This window comes from Pannonibacter sp. CBAS1226 (genome assembly GCF_055685825.1).
Genome location: NZ_JBVOUO010000004.1, coordinates 149704 through 169504 on the forward strand (window position 1 = coordinate 149704; position 19801 = coordinate 169504).

At 63.2% G+C, this 19801-nt stretch carries 16 protein-coding genes; 8 read left to right on the forward strand and 8 right to left on the reverse strand.

The window, feature by feature from the left end:
• From AC0CMF_RS13340 to AC0CMF_RS13350, 3 genes are all read right to left on the reverse strand, one after another.
• A complete protein-coding gene (locus AC0CMF_RS13340) occupies positions 1–1002 on the reverse strand; it encodes an adenosine kinase (RefSeq protein WP_472481937.1) in 1002 nt (333 codons plus the stop codon).
• Between the two features lie 57 nt (positions 1003–1059).
• Positions 1060–1950 carry a prephenate dehydratase gene (locus AC0CMF_RS13345; RefSeq protein WP_050473415.1) on the reverse strand — a complete coding sequence of 297 codons (891 nt, stop codon included), beginning with the start codon at positions 1948–1950 and terminating at the stop codon, positions 1060–1062.
• 77 nt (positions 1951–2027) lie between these two features.
• Complete coding sequence (locus tag AC0CMF_RS13350) at positions 2028–2762, reverse strand: 3-deoxy-manno-octulosonate cytidylyltransferase (RefSeq protein WP_050473414.1); 735 nt, start codon at positions 2760–2762, stop codon at positions 2028–2030.
• A 198-nt stretch (positions 2763–2960) separates the two neighbouring features.
• Here AC0CMF_RS13350 and AC0CMF_RS13355 point away from each other — a divergent pair, with 198 nt between their 5' ends.
• The 8 genes from AC0CMF_RS13355 to AC0CMF_RS13390 all read left to right on the forward strand — a co-directional run bounded on the left by AC0CMF_RS13355 (position 2961) and on the right by AC0CMF_RS13390 (position 14328).
• Positions 2961–3506, forward strand: coding sequence for a c-type cytochrome (locus tag AC0CMF_RS13355; protein WP_050473413.1), 546 nt, complete (start codon positions 2961–2963; stop codon positions 3504–3506).
• Between the two features lie 275 nt (positions 3507–3781).
• Complete coding sequence (locus AC0CMF_RS13360; RefSeq protein WP_374629792.1) at positions 3782–5662, forward strand: ABC transporter substrate-binding protein; 1881 nt, start codon at positions 3782–3784, stop codon at positions 5660–5662.
• Positions 5659–7593, forward strand: a complete 1935-nt coding sequence (locus AC0CMF_RS13365) for an extracellular solute-binding protein (protein ID WP_374629793.1) — start codon at positions 5659–5661, stop codon at positions 7591–7593. Before AC0CMF_RS13360 ends, AC0CMF_RS13365 begins: the two co-directional genes overlap by 4 nt.
• Positions 7594–7645: 52 nt before the next feature.
• The gene (locus tag AC0CMF_RS13370) at positions 7646–8761 is read left to right on the forward strand and encodes a microcin C ABC transporter permease YejB (protein ID WP_019963744.1); all 1116 of its coding nucleotides are present in this window, start codon (positions 7646–7648) and stop codon (positions 8759–8761) included.
• Positions 8762–8764: 3 nt separating this feature from the next.
• Entirely contained in the window at positions 8765–9919 is a 1155-nt protein-coding gene (locus AC0CMF_RS13375; protein WP_050473410.1) for an ABC transporter permease, read from the forward strand.
• 26 nt (positions 9920–9945) lie between these two features.
• The gene (locus tag AC0CMF_RS13380) at positions 9946–10185 is read left to right on the forward strand and encodes a hypothetical protein (protein WP_152967544.1); all 240 of its coding nucleotides are present in this window, start codon (positions 9946–9948) and stop codon (positions 10183–10185) included.
• A 153-nt stretch (positions 10186–10338) separates the two neighbouring features.
• The gene (locus tag AC0CMF_RS13385; protein ID WP_374629794.1) at positions 10339–11970 is read left to right on the forward strand and encodes an ABC transporter ATP-binding protein; all 1632 of its coding nucleotides are present in this window, start codon (positions 10339–10341) and stop codon (positions 11968–11970) included.
• A 303-nt stretch (positions 11971–12273) separates the two neighbouring features.
• Positions 12274–14328 carry a methyl-accepting chemotaxis protein gene (locus AC0CMF_RS13390; protein ID WP_374629795.1) on the forward strand — a complete coding sequence of 685 codons (2055 nt, stop codon included), beginning with the start codon at positions 12274–12276 and terminating at the stop codon, positions 14326–14328.
• Between the two features lie 15 nt (positions 14329–14343).
• On the opposite strand, the gene AC0CMF_RS13395 is transcribed toward AC0CMF_RS13390, so the two are convergent.
• The 5 genes from AC0CMF_RS13395 to rpsA all read right to left on the reverse strand — a co-directional run bounded on the left by AC0CMF_RS13395 (position 14344) and on the right by rpsA (position 19519).
• Positions 14344–15555, reverse strand: coding sequence for a lytic murein transglycosylase (locus AC0CMF_RS13395; RefSeq protein ID WP_374629796.1), 1212 nt, complete (start codon positions 15553–15555; stop codon positions 14344–14346).
• 100 nt (positions 15556–15655) lie between these two features.
• A complete protein-coding gene (locus AC0CMF_RS13400) occupies positions 15656–16246 on the reverse strand; it encodes a histidine phosphatase family protein (RefSeq protein ID WP_374629797.1) in 591 nt (196 codons plus the stop codon).
• Positions 16243–17199: an NAD(+) diphosphatase gene (gene nudC / locus AC0CMF_RS13405; protein ID WP_374629798.1), complete on the reverse strand. Its 957-nt coding sequence runs from the start codon at positions 17197–17199 to the stop codon at positions 16243–16245. The genes AC0CMF_RS13400 and nudC overlap by 4 nt, the downstream gene beginning before the upstream one ends.
• A gap of 30 nt (positions 17200–17229) precedes the next feature.
• Positions 17230–17664 carry an HIT domain-containing protein gene (locus tag AC0CMF_RS13410; RefSeq protein ID WP_374629799.1) on the reverse strand — a complete coding sequence of 145 codons (435 nt, stop codon included), beginning with the start codon at positions 17662–17664 and terminating at the stop codon, positions 17230–17232.
• A gap of 157 nt (positions 17665–17821) precedes the next feature.
• Positions 17822–19519: a 30S ribosomal protein S1 gene (rpsA, locus tag AC0CMF_RS13415; RefSeq protein ID WP_026355521.1), complete on the reverse strand. Its 1698-nt coding sequence runs from the start codon at positions 19517–19519 to the stop codon at positions 17822–17824.
• Positions 19520–19801: the final 282 nt, after the last annotated feature.

Below are 19801 nucleotides of genomic sequence, written 5' to 3' on the forward strand. Positions count from 1 at the left end.
TCAGAGTGTGAAGCCGCTGTCCGTGGCGAGGGACTTGAGGCTCTTCTGCGGGCGGGCGCCCACGTGGGCAATGACTTCAGAGGCGCACAGGCAGCCGAGGCTGGCGGAGGTGGCCAGATCGAAATCATGGGCAAGGCCATAGAGGAAGCCGGAGGCGAAGAGATCGCCCGCGCCGGTCAGGTCGGCGACCTCGCTCACCTCGTTGGCGCGCACGTGCACGGTTTCCTCGCGGGTGATCGCCATGGCGCCATCCTCGCCGCGGGTCAGGGCGGTCAGCTTGCAGCTCTCGGCTGCGGCGCGGATGGCCGTATCGATGTCGGCGGTCTGGTAGAGTGCCTTCAGCTCGTGCTCGTTGGCAAACATCAGATCCACCACGCCGTCGCGCAGCAGTCCCTGGAACTCGCTGCGGTAGCGGTCGACACAGAAGGAATCGGACAGGGAGATGGCGACCAGCCGGCCATTTTCATGGGCGATCCGGGCAGCCTGCAGGAAGGCCTCCTTGGCAGCGGGGGGATCCCACAGATAGCCTTCCATGTAGGTGACGGCCGAGGCGCCGACGACCGCCGGGTCCACGTCTGCCGGCGACAGCTCGACACAGGCCCCCAGATAGGTGTTCATGGTGCGCTCGCCATCCGGCGTGATCAGGATCATGGAGCGGGCCGTCGGCACGCTGTCCACCAGCGGGGCCGTCTCGAAATGCACGCCTGTGCCCTTCATGTCATGGGCGTAGCTGGCGCCCAGAACGTCATTGGCCACCTTGCCGAGATAAGCCGGCTTGCCGCCGAGCGACGCAATGCCTGCCGCCGTGTTGCCCGCGCTGCCGCCCGAGATCAGCACGGTCTGGCCCATGCGCTCGTAAATGCGCAGGGCTTCCGCCGTATCGATAAGGCGCATGGAGCCCTTCACAAGGTTCTCCCGCACGAGGAAATCTTCCTCCACATGGGCGAAGACGTCGCAGATCGCATTGCCGATGCACAGGGCATCAAAGGCCGGTTTGGTCATATGGCAGTCCACAGTTGCCGGGCCGCGCAGACGGTGCGCGGCCGGAAGGATTGGAGATCAGACGGAAGGGGTCGGGCGCAGGGCGCGGTTGGCCTCGGGCTCGCGGATCTTCTCGCGGAAGGGGCTGGCCCGGTAGACGCCGAGGATCTTCAGTTCGGCGCAGTAGAAGGCAAGCTCTTCCAGCGCCAGCGCCACGGACGGATCATCCGGATGGCCCTCGATATCGGCATAGAACATGGAGGCGAAGAACTGGCCTTCCAGCTGGTAGGATTCCAGCTTGGTCATGTTCACACCGTTCGTGGCAAAGCCGCCGAGCGCCTTGTAAAGCGCGGCCGGCACGTTGCGGACGCGGAAGATGAAGGTGGTGATCACCGGCTGGCCGTTGTTGGCCGCACGCGCCGGGCTGCGCGAGAGAATGAGGAAGCGCGTCGTGTTGTGCTCCGCATCCTCCACATTGCGCCTCAGGATATCGAGGCCATAGACATCCGCCGCCATTTCCGGGGCAAGGGCCGAGGCCGTCAGGTCGCCGCTCTCCGCGATCTGGCGGGCGGAGCCTGCGGTGTCTGCGCCGACAATGGCTTTCAGGCCCAGTTCGCGGATGATGTTGCGGCACTGGCCAAGGGCCATCACATGGCTCTGCACGCTCTTCAGCCCGTCCAGCGTCGCGCCCTTCAGCGCCATCAGCTGGAAGCGGATCGGCATGAAATATTCGCCGATGATATGCAGGCTGGAACGCGGCAGCAGGTAATGGATGTCGGCCACGCGGCCCGCGATGGAATTCTCCACCGGGATCATGCCGAAATCGGCCTCACCCGATTCCATGGCCGTAAAGCAGTCCTCGAACGTCGCGCAAGGGATGGCCTGGTAATCCGGATAAACGCTGTGGCAGGCCATGTGCGAATTGGCACCGGTCTCGCCCTGAAACACGATTTTCTTGCGGTCAGACATGGACGTCCGCTTTCTGCTGTTTGAGGCTCTCTGCGATTAAAGAGGAAGTGCCCGGAGGGCAAGGCCGGAAGAGGGGCTTAGCGCCCCTCGAACAGCTTGCGCACGTGATCGAGATCCTCCGGTGTGTTCACGTCGATGGGGACGGTCGGCGTCAGGCACACATCGATTCGCATGCCGTCTTCCAGCGCGCGCAACTGCTCCAGCTTTTCCCGCAGCTCAAGGCCGGAGGGCGGCAGGGAGACGAACCGGTCCAGTGCGCTGCGCCGGTAGGCATAGACGCCGATGTGCTGGTAGAGCGGGCCGGGGCCGGTGGGGGCGGTGGCGCGGGTGAAATAGAGGGCGCGGAAGCGCTCGCCGTCCACCGGTGTCACCACGGCCTTCACGAAGGCCGGGTTGTTGCGGCCCTCTTCGGTGCGGATCTCGGTCATGATGGTACCGATGTCCACGGAGGGATCGGCCAGCGGCAGGAAGGCGGCGCGGGCCGCTTCCGGGGCAATCAGCGGCACATCCCCCTGCAGATTCAGCACCACATCGAACTTGCGCTCCGGATCGAGAATGTTCGCCGCTTCCTGGATGCGGTCCGAGCCGGACTGGTGATCGGGACTGGTCATGACGGCGTGGCCGCCGTGATCGCTGACGGCCTCGAAGATGCGCCTGTCATCGCAGGCAACCGCTACCGGGCCGATATCCACCGCCAGAGCCTGCTCCAGAACCCGGACGATCATGGGTTTGCCAGCTATGTCTGCAAGGGGTTTTTCCGGCAAACGAGTCGCTGCCAGACGCGAGGGTATAATAACAAGTGCCGATGTCACGCCTTGCTCCGGGTGCTGCCGGGCCCCCACTTCTGCGTCTTAATGCGTAGAAGGCCCAATTTCCTTGTGCCGGGACTTTTATACCTATGGACAGCGGCGTCAAAAAATTTGTAGTTTCCAGCCCAAATTCATGGAGCAGATTATGGTTCCGCCTCTGGGGGTGCGGGCCATGGACGCGTTAATCTGGAGCCAGACCTGATGGATTCCTTCGAGCTGAACAAGGCCGCGGGAGCGGTTTTGATGGTGCTTCTTCTGACGATGGGCGTGGGCATCGTCTCTGATGTGATTTTTGAGACCAAGGTGCCGGAGAAGCCTGGGTACGAAATCGAGGTGGCAGAGGCAGGTGAAGGTGCGGCTGCACCGGCTGCCGCGGAAGCTGTTCCGCTGCCGCAGTTGCTGGCCGCTGCATCGCTTTCTGATGGCGAAAGGGCCGCCAGAAAGTGCGTTGCCTGCCACAGCTTTGAAAAGGGCGGCCCGAACAAGGTCGGTCCGGATCTGTGGGACATCGTCGGCCGTGCGCCGGGTGCGCATGAGGGCTTTGCCTATTCCGCCGCGATGAAGGCCTATGGCGAAACCCATACCGCCTGGACCATCGAAGAACTGGATGCCTTCATCGAGAACCCGCGCGGCCACATGCCTGGCACGGCCATGGGCTTTGCCGGTCTCAAGCGTGCAGAGGAGCGCGCTTCCATGCTGGTTTACCTGAACAGCCTGTCGGACAATCCGGCTCCGCTGCCGCAGTAAAGCTGCACGGCACAGAAAACGCAGGAACCGCGTCCCCCCAGGGCGCGGTTTTTGTTTGCGCGGTTTTTGTTTGCGCGGATTTCCGGTTCCCCGGACTTGCGCTTCCGTGTCCGGCGGGCACTGCCGGTTAAATTTCTGTCATCTCCCGTTTTACCCGGTGACGGCACGGCACATCGCCTTTTACTATAGCGGCGGTTGCGGCTGATTTGAGCCCGCGGCAGGCTGTATCCATCATGGGCGGCTGGCCGGCGGACCGCTGGACAGGAGAACAGTTGATGACGCTAGCCCGCAAGGCTTCCTTCCGTGCATTGATGACAGCGGCAGTCATGACCATGGCTTGCTGGCAAATGAGCGGGGGGCAGGCAAGGGCTGCAGAGGAGCCGCAATGGCGCCATGCCACGGCACTCACCGGTGAACCGCGCTACGGGGCGGATGCCACCCACTTCAACTATGTCAATCCGGATGCCCCCAAGGGCGGTACGGTCAAACTGTCTTCCATCGGCGGCTTCGACAATTTCAACGTGCTCGCCCCGCGCGGCAATCTCGCGCCGGGCCTTGGTCTCATCTACGAAAGCCTGATGGAATCCTCGCTCGACGAGTATGACATCAGCTCGATGTATGGCGTCATTGCCGAAGCCATGCGCTATCCTGACGATTATTCCTGGGTCGAGTACCGGCTCAACCCCAAGGCCCGCTGGCAGGACGGCACGCCCATCACGGCGCAGGATGTGATCTGGTCCTTTGAAAAGGCGATCGAACTCAGCCCGCAGCAGAAATTCTACTACAAGGACGTGAGCAAGGTGGAGGAGCTGCCGGGCGGCGTCATCCGCTTCAGCTTTGCCTCTGCCGGCAACCGCGAACTGCCGCACACGGTCGGCCAGATCCTCGTCTTGCCGAAACACTGGTGGGAAGGCACGGACGCGCGAGGCAACAAGCGCGACATTTCCCGCACCACACTGGAGCCGCCGCTTGCCTCGGGTCCTTACCGGATGAAGAGCTTCGTCGCCAACCGCGAAGTCGTTTATGAGCGCGTCCAGGATTATTGGGGGGAAGACCTGCCGATCCGGGTAGGTACCAACAATTTCGATGAAGTCCGCTACATTTCCTTCCTCGACCGCACGGTTGCCTTCGAGGCTTTCAAGGGCGGCCAGTACGACTTTCACCTGGAGAACAGCGCCAGCGCCTGGCTGAAGAACTATGACTTTCCGGCTGCGCGCGATGGCCGCGTGGTGAAAGAGGAGTTCATCGACCACGGTTCGGGCCGGATGCAGGCCTTCGTGCCGAACCTGCGGCTGAAGAAGTTCCAGGATCCGCGCGTCCGCCTGGCGCTGAACTACGCCTATGACTTCGAAACCAGCAACACCATCATCTCCGGCGGGCTGAACAAGCGGATCAACTCCTATTTCGCCGGTACCGATGAACTGGAAGCCAAGGGCCTGCCCGAGGGCAAGGAGCTGGAGATTCTGGAAACCGTGCGCGATGAGGTGCCGCCGGAGGTCTTCACCACGCCCTATGTCAACCCGGTCGGGGGCTCTTCTGAAAAGGCGCGTGCCAACCTGCGCGAGGCGGTGAAACTGCTGCGCGAGGCAGGCTACAGCCTTCAGAACGGCAGGATGGTGGATGCACAGGGCACTCCGCTCTCCTTTGAGATGCTCTATTTCGACCAGGGCGCGGAGCGCACGCTGCTGCCCTATCAGCAGAATCTGCGGGACATCGGCATCACGATGACCTTGCGGGTCGTTGACATGCCCCAGTACATCAACCGCGTGAACAGCCGCGATTTCGAGATGACGACGCTGGTTTGGGGCCAGTCCCTGTCACCGGGCAACGAGCAGCGCAACATGTGGGGCTCGGAATCGGCTGACCGCGAGAATTCGCAGAATTACGCCGGCATCCGGAACCCGGCCGTCGACAAGCTGATCGACAGGGTCATTTTCGCCAAGGACCGCGAAGAGCTTGTGGCCGCCACACGGGCGCTGGACCGGGTGCTGCTCTGGAACCACTACGTGATCCCGCAATTCTACGCTGACGTGGACCGAACGGCCCGCTGGAACCGCTTCGGCCATCCGGACAACATGCCGGAGTTCACCTACGGGTTCCCAACGATCTGGTGGTATGACGCCGGCCTGGCAGCCAAGACGGGAGGCGCGCGATGAGCCGGTCTGACACCCTTTCCCGCCGCTCCATCCTCAAGCTGGGCGCCTCGGCGTCCGCGCTCGGTGTCCTGCCCTGGGGGGCGTCAGCCTTGGCGCAAGGGACAAGTCCTGCGGCGGCTGATGCTGCGGCCACTGCAGCAGCGGAAGCGGCGGCAAGGCCGGATCTGCGCCATGGCTTGTCGGTCTTCGGTGACCTGAAATATGCGCCGGACTTCACCGCCTTTGATTATGTGAACCGGGAGGCGCCGAAGGGCGGGCGGCTCGTCTTCACGGCGCCGAGCTGGGCCTTCAACCAGAACCCGCAGACCTTCAATACCTTCAATACCTTCATTCTGAGGGGCGATGCGCCGCCGCGCATGGAAATGTGCTTCGACACGCTGATGACCCGGGCGCTGGACGAGCCGGATGCGGTCTATGGCTTGCTCGCGTCGGGCGTGGAGATTCTCGATGACGGCAACCGCTATGTCTTCCATCTGCGGCCCGAAGCCGTGTTCCACGACGGATCGCGCCTGACAGCGGAAGATGTGGCTTTCTCCTTCAATCTGCTGAAGGAGAAGGGCCATCCGCTGCTCGTCCAGATGCTGCAGGAGTTTACCACCGCCAATGCACTGGATGTGTCGCGGGTGGAGGTGATTCTCTCCGGCAATCACAGCCGCCAGCTGCCGCTGATCGTGGCCGGGCTGCCGGTCTTCTCCAAGCGCTACTACACGGCTTATGACTTCACCCAATCGACGCTGACCCCGCCCCTGTCGTCCGGCCCCTACAAGGTGGGCCGCTACGAAGTTGGCCGCTTCATCGAATATGAGCGGGTCAAAGGGTGGTGGGCCAAGGATCTGCCCGTCAACGTGGGGCAGGGCAATTTCGACGTGATCCGGCTTGAATTCTTCCGCGAGCGCCAGGTGGCCTTCGAGGCCTTCAAGAAGGGCGTGATGACCTTCCAGGAGGAATTTACCGCCAGAACCTGGGCGACCGAATACAACTTCCCAGCCGTGCAGGACGGCCGGGTGGTGAAGAAGGAATTTCCCGACAACCGGCCCAGCGGGGCACAGGGCTGGTTCTTCAACACCCGCCTGCCGAAATTTGCCGATCCGCGCGTGCGTGAGGCGATTGGTTTTGCCTTCGACTTCGAATGGTCGAACCAGAACCTCTTCCACGGCGCCTATACCCGCACCCAGTCCTTCTTCCAGAAGACGGAGATGATGGCCGAAGGCACGCCTTCGGCGGAGGAACTGGCGCTGCTGGAGCCTTTCCGCGCTGATCTGCCGGAAGCCGTTTTTGAGGAAGCCGTCGTGGCGCCGGTCTCCGATGCGTCTGGCAATGACCGCAACCTGCTGCGCCGTGCCGCCGGCCTTCTGGCCGAAGCCGGGCTGAAGCGGGATGGCGGCACGCTGCTGGATGCGGATGGCAGGCCCTTCACCATCGAATTCCTCGACAATTCCTCCAGCTTTGACCGTGTCGTCCAGCCCTTCATCACCAACTTGCGCCGCCTCGGCATCGCAGCAACATCACGCATCGTCGATCCGGCGCAGTATGAGTCGCGGCTGAACAGCTTCGACTTCGAGATGACGAGCCGCCGGTTTTCGCTGTCGCCGACGCTGGGCGAATCGGTCCGCAATTTCTGGGGCAGCCGGGCCGCCACGACCAATGGCAGCTACAATCTGGCCGGTATCAGCAGTCCGGTCATCGATGCGCTGCTTGAAAAGGCCATCGGCGCAGCCACCCGCGAGGAGATGTACATCGCCGCGCGGGCGCTCGACCGGGTTCTGCGGGCCGGGCATTACTGGGTGCCGCACTGGTTCAAGCCTGTTCACACGGTGGCAATCTGGGATGTGTTCGGCTATCCCGATGAGCCGCCGTATTATGAGTTTCCGGTGGAATCGACCTGGTGGTTTGACACCGAAAAGGCAAAGAAGATTGGCATGGGGGGCTGAGAGGCACTGACGCCTCGCATCCATTCCGGCACAAGGGCACAAGACCAGACACATGGGCGCCTATATTCTCCGCCGCTTGCTCCTCATGATCCCGACGCTTGTGGGGATCATGGCGATCAATTTCGTCATCATTCAGTTTGCTCCCGGCGGTCCGGTGGAGCGGGTCATTGCCCAGCTTTCGGGCACCGACGTTTCGGCCACATCGCGCATCAGCGGCGGTGGCGGCGGCGACTTCGGCGGAGCGGGCGGACAGGCGCAGGCCACCGCCGGCGACAGCGTCAGCTCCAAGTACCGCGGTGCACAGGGGCTGGATCCCGATTTTATCAAGCAGCTCGAGGCGCAGTTCGGCTTCGACAAGCCGCCGCTGGAGCGGTTCCTCACCATGCTGTGGAATTATGCCCGCTTCGATTTCGGCGAGAGCTACTTCCGCGACATCCGCATCATCGACCTGATCAAGGAAAAACTGCCGGTTTCCATGTCGCTCGGCATCTGGATGACGCTGATTTCCTACACGATTTCCATTCCGCTCGGCATCCGCAAGGCGGTGAAGGACGGCTCGCGCTTCGATATCTGGACGTCAGGGGTGATCATCGTCGCCTATGCGATCCCCAGCTTCCTCTTTGCCGTGCTGCTGATCGTGCTGTTTGCAGGCGGCTCCTTCTATGACTGGTTCCCCTTGCGCGGCCTCACCTCCGACAACTGGGAGCAACTGTCGCTCTTCGGCAAGATCGCGGATTACTTCTGGCACATGACCCTGCCGCTGGCCGCCATGGTGCTCTCCGCCTTTGCCACGACGACCCTGCTCACCAAGAACTCGTTCCTCGACGAAATCCGCAAGCAATACGTGATCACCGCCCGTTCCAAGGGCCTGACAGAGCGCCAGGTGCTCTATGGCCATGTGTTCCGCAATGCCATGCTGATCGTGGTGGCGGGCTTCCCCGGCGCCTTCATCTCGTCCTTCTTTGCCGGATCGCTGCTGATCGAAACCATCTTCTCCCTCGATGGTCTGGGGCTGCTCGGCTTTGAATCGGTCATCAACCGGGACTATGCGGTGGTCTTTGCGACGCTCTACATCTTCTCGCTCATGGGGCTTCTGGTGAACCTCCTCTCCGATCTCACCTACACCTGGATCGATCCCCGGATCGACTTTGAAAGCCGGGAGGTCTGAGCCATGGACAGCACCAGCACGGCATCCGCCTCTCCCGTGGCAGCGCCTGCCCCGCGCGGCCGCTTCTCCCTGTCGCCGATCAACCGGCGCCGCCTTGCCAACTTCCGGGCCAACCGGCGCGGCTACTGGTCGCTCTGGATCTTCCTCGTGCTATTCGGCCTGTCGCTCATTGCAGAGGTTCTGGTCAACGACAAGCCGGTGCTCGTCTCCTACAAGGGCGAGCTGCTGGCACCGGTTCTGGTCGACTATCCGGAAGAGAAGTTCGGCGGCTTTCTCGCCGTCACCGATTACCGCGACCCCTTCATTCAGGACGAGATCAGCGCCAATGGCTGGATGATCTGGCCGCCGGTGCGCTATTCCTACCGGACGGTCAACCGCGACATTCCGGTGCCGGCCCCGGCTCCGCCCTCCTGGATGATGGACAAGGAGCAGCGCTGTGCCCGCTATCCGCTGGGTGCGGAAGATCCCGGCTGCACCATGGGCAACTGGAACTGGCTCGGCACCGATGATCAGGGCCGCGATATCCTCGCCCGCCTCGTCTACGGTTTCCGCATTTCGGTGATCTTCGGTCTCGTGCTCACCATTGCCTCTTCCGGCATCGGCATCGGCGCGGGCGCGGTGCAGGGCTTTTATGGCGGCTGGGTGGATCTTCTGTTCCAGCGTTTCATCGAGATCTGGAGCGCCATCCCGACGCTCTATCTCATCCTGATTATCTCCTCCGTGCTGATACCCGGCTTCTGGACCTTGTTCTTCATCCTGCTTGCCTTCTCATGGGTGTCGCTCGTGGGCGTCGTACGGGCGGAATTCCTGCGCGGGCGGAACTTCGAATATATCGCCGCAGCCCGTGCGCTCGGCGTGTCCAACCGCACGATCATGTGGCGGCACCTTCTGCCCAACGCCATGGTGGCGACGCTGACCTTCATGCCCTTCATTCTCAACGGCTCGATCTCGACGCTGACGGCGCTGGATTTCCTCGGCTTCGGCCTGCCGCCCGGTTCCGCCTCGCTGGGCGAAATGCTGGCGCAGGGCAAGAACAACCTTCAGGCCCCCTGGATCGCCATCACCGGCTTCTTCGTCATCTCGCTCATGCTCAGCCTGCTGATCTTCATCGGCGAGGCGGTGCGCGACGCCTTCGATCCGCGCAAGAGTTTTGTGTGATAGACTTGCGCCAAAGGAGCTTGGCCATGAACAGGATCGTCAAGACAGGGTACCCGGTCGAGAACCTGCCAGAAGACCTGCGCGCAGGCCTTCCTGCTGGTACGCGCGTGCAGGTGACTGTAGAAGGGCCAGGTCTTGAGCATCAGCAGGCTGGCCATAGTCTGGAGGCACTTTTTGCGCAGGTTCCTGCCGGGGTTCGGCGGTCTTCCAGGGCTCTTCTGGAGGCCCTTGATGCCGAGCGTGACGGATGGGGGCGGCAGAGCTGATGCCGGATAGGCTTCATCTGGCGGCGGCTCTTTCAGCCAATGCAACATATTTCATGTCTCTGGACCGGCGCCTGACGCCGCCTGCCCCATTGCAGAAGCTTGGCCTTGATGAGGCCGCTCTGACGATGTTGAGAACCTAAGGTGCCTGACCCAATGACCGACACGCCGCTTCTTTCCGTCAAGGATCTCTGCACCGCCTTCACGCAAGGCGGGGCAACCAGTCTTGCGGTCAACAAGGTGAGCTTCGATCTGCGGCCCGGCGAAACGCTGGCGCTGGTGGGGGAAAGCGGATCGGGCAAGTCGGTGACGGCCATGTCGATCCTCAAGCTTCTGAACTATCCGTCCGCGTCCCATCCGGGCGGCACGATCCATTTCAAGGGCAAGGAGCTTGTGTCGGCCAGCGAAGAGGAAATGCGCAAGCTTCGCGGCAACGACATTTCCATGATCTTCCAGGAGCCGATGACCTCGCTCAACCCGCTGCATACGGTGGAGCGGCAGATTGAGGAAATCCTCAAGGTCCATCGCGGCATGGGCGGCAAGGCCGCACGGGCGCGGGTGCTGGAACTGCTGACGCAAGTGGGCATTCCCGAGCCGGAAACCCGGCTTGGCTCCTATCCGCACCAGCTTTCCGGCGGCCAGCGCCAGCGTGTCATGATCGCCATGACGCTGGCCAACGAGCCGGAGCTCTTGATCGCCGACGAGCCGACCACGGCGCTCGACGTGACCGTGCAGGCGCAGATCCTGAAGCTCCTGAAGGACCTTCAGACGGCGCGCGGCATGGCCATGCTGTTCATCACCCATGACCTTGGCATCGTGCGCAAGATCGCTGACCGGGTCTGCGTCATGACGAAGGGCGAGATTGTCGAGCAGGGGCCGGTGGAGGAGGTGTTCCGCAATCCCCAGCACACCTATACCCGCCATCTGCTGGCTGCCGAGCCCAAGGGCGAGCCGCCCGCCGAGGACCTGAGCCGCCCGGTGGTGGTGGAAACAAAGGACCTGAAGGTGTGGTTCCCCATCCGCCGTGGTCTGCTGCGCCGCACCGTGGGGCACGTGAAGGCGGTGGACGGCATTGACCTCACCCTGCGCGAGGGGCAGACGCTGGGCATCGTCGGCGAAAGCGGCTCCGGCAAGACGACACTGGGTCTTGCCATTCTGCGCATGATTTCCTCGCAGGGCGCCATCCGTTTCAAGGACAAGACCATCTCCGGCCTGTCCTGGGATGACATGCGCCCGCTGCGGCGCGACATGCAGATCGTGTTTCAGGACCCCTTCGGCGCGCTCAGTCCGCGCATGTCCGTCGCCGATATCGTCGGCGAGGGACTGCAGGTGCATCAGCCGCGCCTGAGCGAGGCAGAGCGGGACCGGATCGTTGCCAAGGCGCTGGAGGAAGTGGGGCTGGATGCTGCCTCCCGTTTCCGTTACCCGCATGAATTCTCGGGCGGTCAGCGCCAGCGGATCTCCATCGCCCGTGCCCTCGTGCTGGAGCCGAAGTTCGTCATGCTGGACGAGCCGACGTCTGCCCTCGACATGAGCGTGCAGGCGCAGGTGGTGGATCTCCTGCGTGATCTGCAGAAGCGGCGCGACCTGGCCTATCTGTTCATCTCGCACGATCTCAAGGTGGTGCGGGCGCTGGCCAATGACGTCATCGTCATGCGTCATGGCAAGGTGGTGGAGGCAGGCCCGGCGACGCAGGTCTTTACGAATCCGGCCTCAGGCTACACCCGCGCCCTCATGTCCGCCGCCTTCAATCTGGAAACGGCCGATGCAGGAGTGGTGAGTGAGTGATACCGGGCTCCAATGAGCCTGGCTCATCGGGGTTTGGTCAAGCCCGTGCGGCATCCGAGCCTCTTCAAGGCTTGATTCGTCAGCCTCTCGGAACCTTGAGGCGAATCAGTATTTTGACCTAGGTATTTATATTTACCCAAGGGAATTTTATGAGGTTTCTTCCCGGCTTCAGGTTTTCTGAACCAAAATACTTCCCTTTAGCCGGGGTTGATGGCTCAAGTTTACGTTTCGTTATGCGCTGTCCCTGAGAGTTGGGCTCTGTTTCCTTTTGGGAATAAGTCTGAGTTCGGGGGAGAGAACTGCATGTTCGGGATGAAGCGCAGGCCGGCGGCAGCAACAGCAGAGCAGAACCTGTCCGTGCCCAAGACGGATGCAACGGCTGTGCAGGAGGAGCACGCCGCCCCGCCCGTGCGCACCATCCGGACGGATGACAGCCTGTCCGGCCTCGCTGCCGCAGATCTTCACATCAACGGCTCTGCGCCCCGTCTGGTGCTGGCCTATGTCTCGCCGAATGTGGATTTCCAGACCGTGATGAGCCGGCTGCAGCGTCTTACGGAAGGGGCCATGGTCATCGGCACCACCACCGCAGGTGAATTGTGCGCCGAAGCGGGCGAGGGCGTTTACTGCAGTGCCTCGGGCAACTGGCGCTCTGTCGTGCTGCAGGTGTTCGGCGGTGCTCTCGTGGAAAAGGCCGAGGTCTTTGCCGTGCCGCTGCACAGCGAGGACCTTCGCGGCGGACAAAGGCCGATGGACCGGGAGAACCGGATTCAGCGCATCATGTCAGGCCTGGAAAGCGTGCGGCCCTCTTTCCCGCTGGAGGCCAGATCTGCCTTCGCGCTGACCTTCATCGATGGCCTGTCGCTTTCCGAAAACTACTTCATGGAAGCTGTCTACCGCACCCGGCGGTTTCCCTGCTGCTTCATCGGCGGCTCGGCCGGCGGCACGCTGGACTTCAAGACCACGCGGCTTTTTGACGGAAAGCGCGTGCTGGAGAACCATGCTGTCGTCGTCTTCATCAAGGTCGCCGAAGCCTACCGCTACGGCGTGATGCGCAGCCACAATTTCCGCAAGACGCAGACCCGCTTTGTCGTTGTGGATGCGGACATGGACCGGCGCACGGTGAGCGCGGTGATGGACCCGGCCTCAGGCCAGACCATTTCCCTTGTCAGCGCCCTGTCGCATGCTCTCGGTGTCAGTCCGGACGGGCTGGAAAAGGCGCTGCAGAACCGCACCTGCGGCGTTGAAATCGGCGGTGAGGTGTTCGTCCGCTCGATCTCCGGCATCGATCTTCAGAACGAAATCATCACCTTCTACTGCGATATCGCGCCGGGTGATGCTCTCTACCTTCTGGAAGCAACCGGCTTCATCGAGCAGACTCGCCGGGACATCGGCCAGTTCCTGTCCGGCAAGCCGAAGCCGGTGGCGGTGATGATGAATGACTGCATTCTGCGGCGCCTGTCCAATGGCCCGGAGCTGCGCAATGCCACGGGGCTCTGGCCAGCGCCGGTCGCAGGGTTTTCGACATTCGGCGAGCTTCTGGGCGTCAACATCAACCAGACGCTGGTTGCTCTCGTCTTTTTTGAAAACGACGGAACTGCCTGGAAGGACGAGTTCATCGACAACTTCCCCATCCACTACGCCAGCTTTGTCGAGTATTTCACCCGCCGCCGCCTCAATCAGGTGCAGGTGCTGAACATGCTTCGCTCGCAGGTGGTGGATGATATCGCCCATTATCTGGGGGCCTCGAGCCGGATCGAGAATGTCGTGACCGAGGTGTCGGAAGTCGGCAACGTCATCAACAACATCCGCGGTGCCATGGCGGGCGACAGCGGGTCCGCAGAGGGTGCGGGGGAGGATAACTCGGCGCAGTTGGCCAGCAAGTTCGGCAGCGTGGCTGAATCGCTCAATTCCCTGCGCCAGGTGCTGGGCATCATCGACAATATCACCGCCCAGACCAACCTTCTCGCCCTCAACGCCACCATCGAGGCGGCCCGTGCGGGAGAAGCAGGCAAAGGCTTCAGCGTGGTGGCAGGGGAAGTGAAGAAGCTTGCCAATGACACCAAGGCATCGCTCGGCCACACCCAGAAGGCCATTGGAGATATCGAAGTGTCTCTGGGGGAACTGGGCGGGATCATCGATGCCACCCGTGATCAGTTCGCCCGGGAGGGCGAACGCTACAAGCACATCGTCCTGCGGGTGGATGAGGTTTTCGCCCAGGCCGGCAACATCGAGCGCTCGCTGCACGATCTGACCGAAATCAGCCAGATGCATCAGCAGGGCTCGGCTCAGGTCATGAACCGCATCGCCTTCCTCAAGCGTCTCGACGAGACGAGCGAGGGACGTAAGGCGGCAGGGTGAGGGAGGCCGCCTCTCTCACTCCAGCCAGCATGTCGCCCTGCGGCCGGCCTTTTCCTGCATCAGCCCGAGGGAGCGGCGGGTCTTGAAGCCGATGAGGCCGTCGGGCTTGCCCACGTCATAGCCTGCCTTCTGCATCTTCAGCTGCAGGTCGCGCACGGCGCCGCGTGACATGTGCGGCGTCGGGTCCCAGTTCGCGGCAAAGCCCTCGTCGCGGCCGTAGCGGTCGGCGAGGTGTCCGACGAAGAGGGCGTAGACGTCGCTCTCGTTATAGGCCTTCAGCACATAGAAATTGCCGGTTGCCAGAAAGGCCGGGCCATGGCGCCCGGCGGGCATCAGGATATTGGCGGGCTTGCCGAGTTCGGCCTTGGGAAACTCGCGCCCGCGCACCCGGGTGACGCCCTCGCGGACAAAGCGGGAGATCGCCTGCTGCTGGTCCGGCCCCTCGCGGGAGCAGGAGACGGACGGCGGCAGGACCACCTCATAGCCCCAGTCGCGGCCGCGCTCCCAGCCATGCTGGCTGAGATAATTGGCGATGGAGGCCAGCGTATCGGGCACGGAGCGCCAGATGTCGCGGCGGCCGTCGCCATCGAAATCGACGGCATATTTCAGGAAGGACGAGGGCAGGAACTGCGGCTGGCCCATGGCCCCGCCCCAGGAGCTTTTCAGTTCAGCGCGGGTGATATGACCATCGGCAAGGATCTGCAGCGCGGCCACCGTCTCACCCAGAAAGAACTCCCGGCGCTCGCCCATGAAGGCACGCGTCGCCACCACGCGCAGGCCGTCATGCGGGATTTTCGCCGCGCCATAGCCGGTCTCCCGGCCCCAGATCGCCACGATGATCCTTGCCGGAACGCCATAGCGCGCTTCCACGGCTTTCAGGGTGGCGCCATGTTTCTGCATCAGGCTGCGGCCGGGGCCGGCCAATGCGCGGAACTGCTTGTCCTGGAAGTAGCCGCCGGGGGCCTTGAACTCGGCCTGGAAATTGACGGCAGGCGGGGCTTCCGGCCGGTCCGGGCGGCTGAGACCGGGCAGCTTTTCATCCGGCGTCAGGCCGGAGAGTTCCCGGTCGATCACGGCCTGCGGCACGCCGGCGGCGCGGGCGGCAGGCGCCACCTTGCCGGCCAGGAAGGCGCGGAACTCGGCCTCATAGGCTGCCTGTACCGGGCTGAGGGCGGCGCAGATGGCAATCAGGCTGGCGGCAAGGGCGGCAAGTCGCAGGGGGCGCATGGGCAATCCGGTTTGATCAAGGGGCTTCAGTGTCGCCCGAAGCCGCTGATTCGGCCAGACCGCGCAAGACACGGCCAGAGCGGGGCATCACGGATGCCCGTCAGAGCGCGGTCCACCCGAGGCCTGAGGCCTTGCGCCGGTCGAGATCCTGCGGGTCAAAGGCATACCAGTTGCCGCCGGAGCGCTGGTCATGGATGCGGGATATGGGCTGGCCGAGCAGGTGGCACTTCAGCAGCGTGCCCACGGCACCATGGCCGCAGAAAAGCACGGGGTCTGTCTCCGGAGTTGCTGCAAGCACAGAGCGGACGGCCGCGACGATCCGGGTCTGGGCATCAATCGCCCGCTCCCAGCCGCGCACGCTGACCTCGGGTTCTGCGAAAAAGGCGTTGGCCACGTCTTCAAACTCCGCCGGCGGCAGAAAACCCGTGGCGGAGCGGTCATTCTCGTGGCTGGCCTCGACAATGGTGACGGAAAGCCCGCGGGCGGCGGCGAAGAGTTCGGCCGTTTCGATGGCCTTGCGCTCGCCGCTCGACACCACATGGCGGATCCCGGCGGCCCAGGGAAGGGCTGCGGCCCGTTCGGCGCGTTGACGCCCGGTGTCTGAAAGACCCCACTCCGGCACGGGCACGGCCGGATCTATCCGCACTTCCGGATGGGTGAGATAGACGCAGAAACGGCCGCTCTCCGTCATGCGCTTTCCTCCGCCAGCCAGCCCGCGATCAGCGGATGGGCGATGGAAATCGGCGGCGGGGTGCGGTGGCCGAGCGGATGGGTGCCGGCCATCATCTGGCGGACTTCTGCCCGGTCACACCAGCGGCAGGCCTCCAGCTCGTCCTGCTCGAAGGCAATTTCATCCGTCAGCGCCTCGCCCGTGCAGCCCAGCATCAGGTTGGCGGGGAAGGGCCATGGCTGGTTCAGCACGATGGAGACATCACCGACACGGATGCGCGATTCCTCGTAAGTCTCGCGCCGCACCGCGTCTTCAATGGTCTCGCCCGGCTCCATGAAACCGGCCAGAACGGTGAAGATGCCTTCGGCAAGGCGCGGCGGGCGGCCCAGCAGCACCTTGTCGTGATGGGTGATGAGCATGATCACCACCGGGTCCGTACGCGGGAAATGCATGGCGCCGCAGGCCGGGCAGTCGCGCCGGTAACCGGCCTCCGCCATCACGCTTTTCTGGCCGCAGCGCGAGCAGAAACGGTGGCTCATGTGCCAGTGCACAAGTGCACGCGTCTGCGCCAGCGCGCCCAGATCGGCCTCCGGCAGATCGGCGCGGACGGCCAGGCTGCGCAGATCGATGACTTCGAGATCCGGCCGCTGTTCCAGTTCCTCGTCCGTGCCGGTGCAGGCGAAGGTGAACAGCGGACGGCGCTCATCCCCTTCCAGACCAAGCAGGATGGCCTCCGCCGGATCAAAGCCCAGCCGGTCGGCGCTCGCCCGGCCATGGCGGATCGAGGGCGTGCCACCGTCACGGGTCAACACCAGCTTTCCTGCCGTGGAGGCTACGAAACGGGCATCGGGCCGGGTCATCTGTTCGATGAGCCACTCCGTCTTGCCGCGCAGCTCCGAACAGCGGTCCAGCGGGTTCACGGTAAAGCTCATGCCGGCCAGCGTGTTCGCCAGGGCCACAGCGTCAGATGCCATCGGTTCAGTCTCCCTCGGAAATGCTTCGGCTCAGGCTTCCGGCCCAGTGTTCTGTCCAGTGTCCAGTTCAGCGCGCAGACGGTTGATCAGATCTTCCGCCACGCCCAGCTCATAGGGCTTTGCCGGAACGGCACCCCACACCGGGCCGGGCCAGGCCGGGTCCTCGTGGAATCTGGCAATGATGTGCAGATGGAGCTGGGAGACCATGTTGCCAAGGGCGCCGACATTCAGCTTTTCGCAGGCCGTGATGGCGCGCAGAGCCTTGCTGACACGGGCAATCTCGCGCATCAGCTGCAGCCGGTCGTCTGCGGAAAGGTCGATGATCTCGATCAGGTCGCTGTGGCGCGGCACCAGCAGCACCCAGGGGTAATTGGCATCCTTCATCAGCCGCACCGCGCACAGCGGCAGATCGGTCACGTGCAGGCTGTCGCCTTCAAGGCGGGGATTGAGGTCAAAGCGGATCATGAGCGTCCCGGCGTCCTTCCAGCGCCCCGGCATCCGGGGCAGAGGCGGCAGACTACACGCGCCGTTCCGTCTTGGCGAGAGAGGCCCCCCGCACAAACGAAACGCCCCGGCTTTTGGCCGGGGCGTTCCAGTTTCAGGTCAGGTGACCGGACGGGGATCAATCCTCGTCGCGGGCCTTCAGAGCGGCGCTCAGGATGTCGCCGAGCGAGGCACCCGTGTCGGAAGAACCGTACTGTGCCACGGCTTCCTTCTCCTCGGCGATTTCGAGCGCCTTGATGGAGACGGAGATGCGGCGGGTCTTCTTGTCGAACTGGGTGATGCGGGCGTCGAACTTGTCGCCAACCGAGAAACGCTCGGGGCGCTGGCCGTCGCGGTCGCGGGCCAGATCGGCGCGGCGGACGAAGGAGGTCAGATCGCTGTCCGCAACCTTCACTTCCAGACCGCCATCCTTCACTTCGATGACTTCACAGGAGACGATGGCGTTCTTGCGCAGTTCGCCAGCGGCGCCAGCTTCGAACGGATCACCGCCGAGCTGCTTGATGCCGAGCGAGATACGCTCCTTCTCCACGTCCACGTCGAGCACCACGGCCTTGACCATGTCGCCCTTCTTGTACTCCTCGATGACCTGCTCGCCCGGACGGTTCCAGTCGAGGTCGGAGAGGTGCACCATGCCGTCCACGTCGCCTTCGAGGCCGATGAACAGACCGAATTCGGTCTTGTTCTTGACTTCGCCTTCGACTTCCGTGTTGACCGGGAAGCGCTCTGCGAAAGCATCCCACGGGTTCTGCAGGGTCTGCTTGAGACCGAGCGAGATGCGGCGCTTGACCGGATCGACTTCCAGGACCATGACGTCGACTTCCTGAGAGGTCGAAACGATCTTGCCCGGATGGACGTTCTTCTTGGTCCAGGACATTTCGGACACGTGGATCAGGCCTTCGATGCCCGGCTCCAGCTCGACGAACGCACCGTAATCGGTGATGTTGGTCACGCGGCCCGAGAACTTGGCGCTGATCGGGTACTTGGCTTCGATGCCATCCCACGGATCAGTTTCAAGCTGCTTCATGCCGAGGCTGATGCGGTGCGTGTCCTGGTTGACGCGGATGATCTGCACGCGGACGGACTGGCCGATGGTGAGAACTTCCGACGGGTGGTTGATGCGGCGCCATGCAATGTCGGTGACATGCAGCAGGCCGTCGATGCCGCCGAGGTCGACGAACGCACCGTAATCGGTGATGTTCTTGACCACGCCTTCCACGGTCTGGCCTTCTTCCAGGCTCTGCACCAGCTCCGAACGCTGCTCGGCGCGGGTCTCTTCCAGCACGACGCGGCGGGACACCACGATGTTGCCGCGGCGCTTGTCCATCTTCAGGATCTGGAACGGCTGCGGGGTGTGCATCAGCGGGGTGACATCGCGCACCGGGCGGATATCGACCTGCGAACGCGGCAGGAAGGCAACGGCGCCATCCAGATCGACGGTGAAGCCGCCCTTGACCTGGTTGAAGATCTGGCCGGTGACCTTCTCGCCCTTCTCGAACGACACTTCGAGACGGACCCAGCTTTCTTCGCGGCGCGCCTTTTCGCGCGACAGCACGGCTTCGCCGAGAGCGTTTTCGACGCGCTCGAGATAGACCTCGACCTCGTCGCCAACCTTCAGGTCGCCATCACGGCCCTTGACGCCGAATTCCTTCATCGGAACGCGGCCTTCGACCTTCAGACCGACGTCGATGACGGCGAGGTCCTTCTCGATGGCAACGATGATGCCCTTGACGACGGACCCTTCATAGAGGTCGTTCGTGGTGAAGGACTCGTTCAGAAGGGCGGCGAAATCCTCGGTGGAGGGGTTCATTGCAGACATAAAAACTCCTGGTGCCATTGCTGGCGTCGCCGGCTGGGCTGGTGTTGATGATGGACCCCCATTCCTTCCGGGACACCACCGCAAGGTGGCATCCTTCCACGCAGAACCTGCCCCAAAAGCAGATCCGGCGCGGGCCGGCGGACGGAAGGCGGAGATCCGTAACGTCCTTGGTCCAGGCACTGCATCAGCGGCTGCCCGAACCGGAATTCCTTCATGCTGCCCATGCTGGCGGAGAGGGGGGCTGACCCGCCTGTCCGTCACAAGGCTGCCTGTTTGATCAAG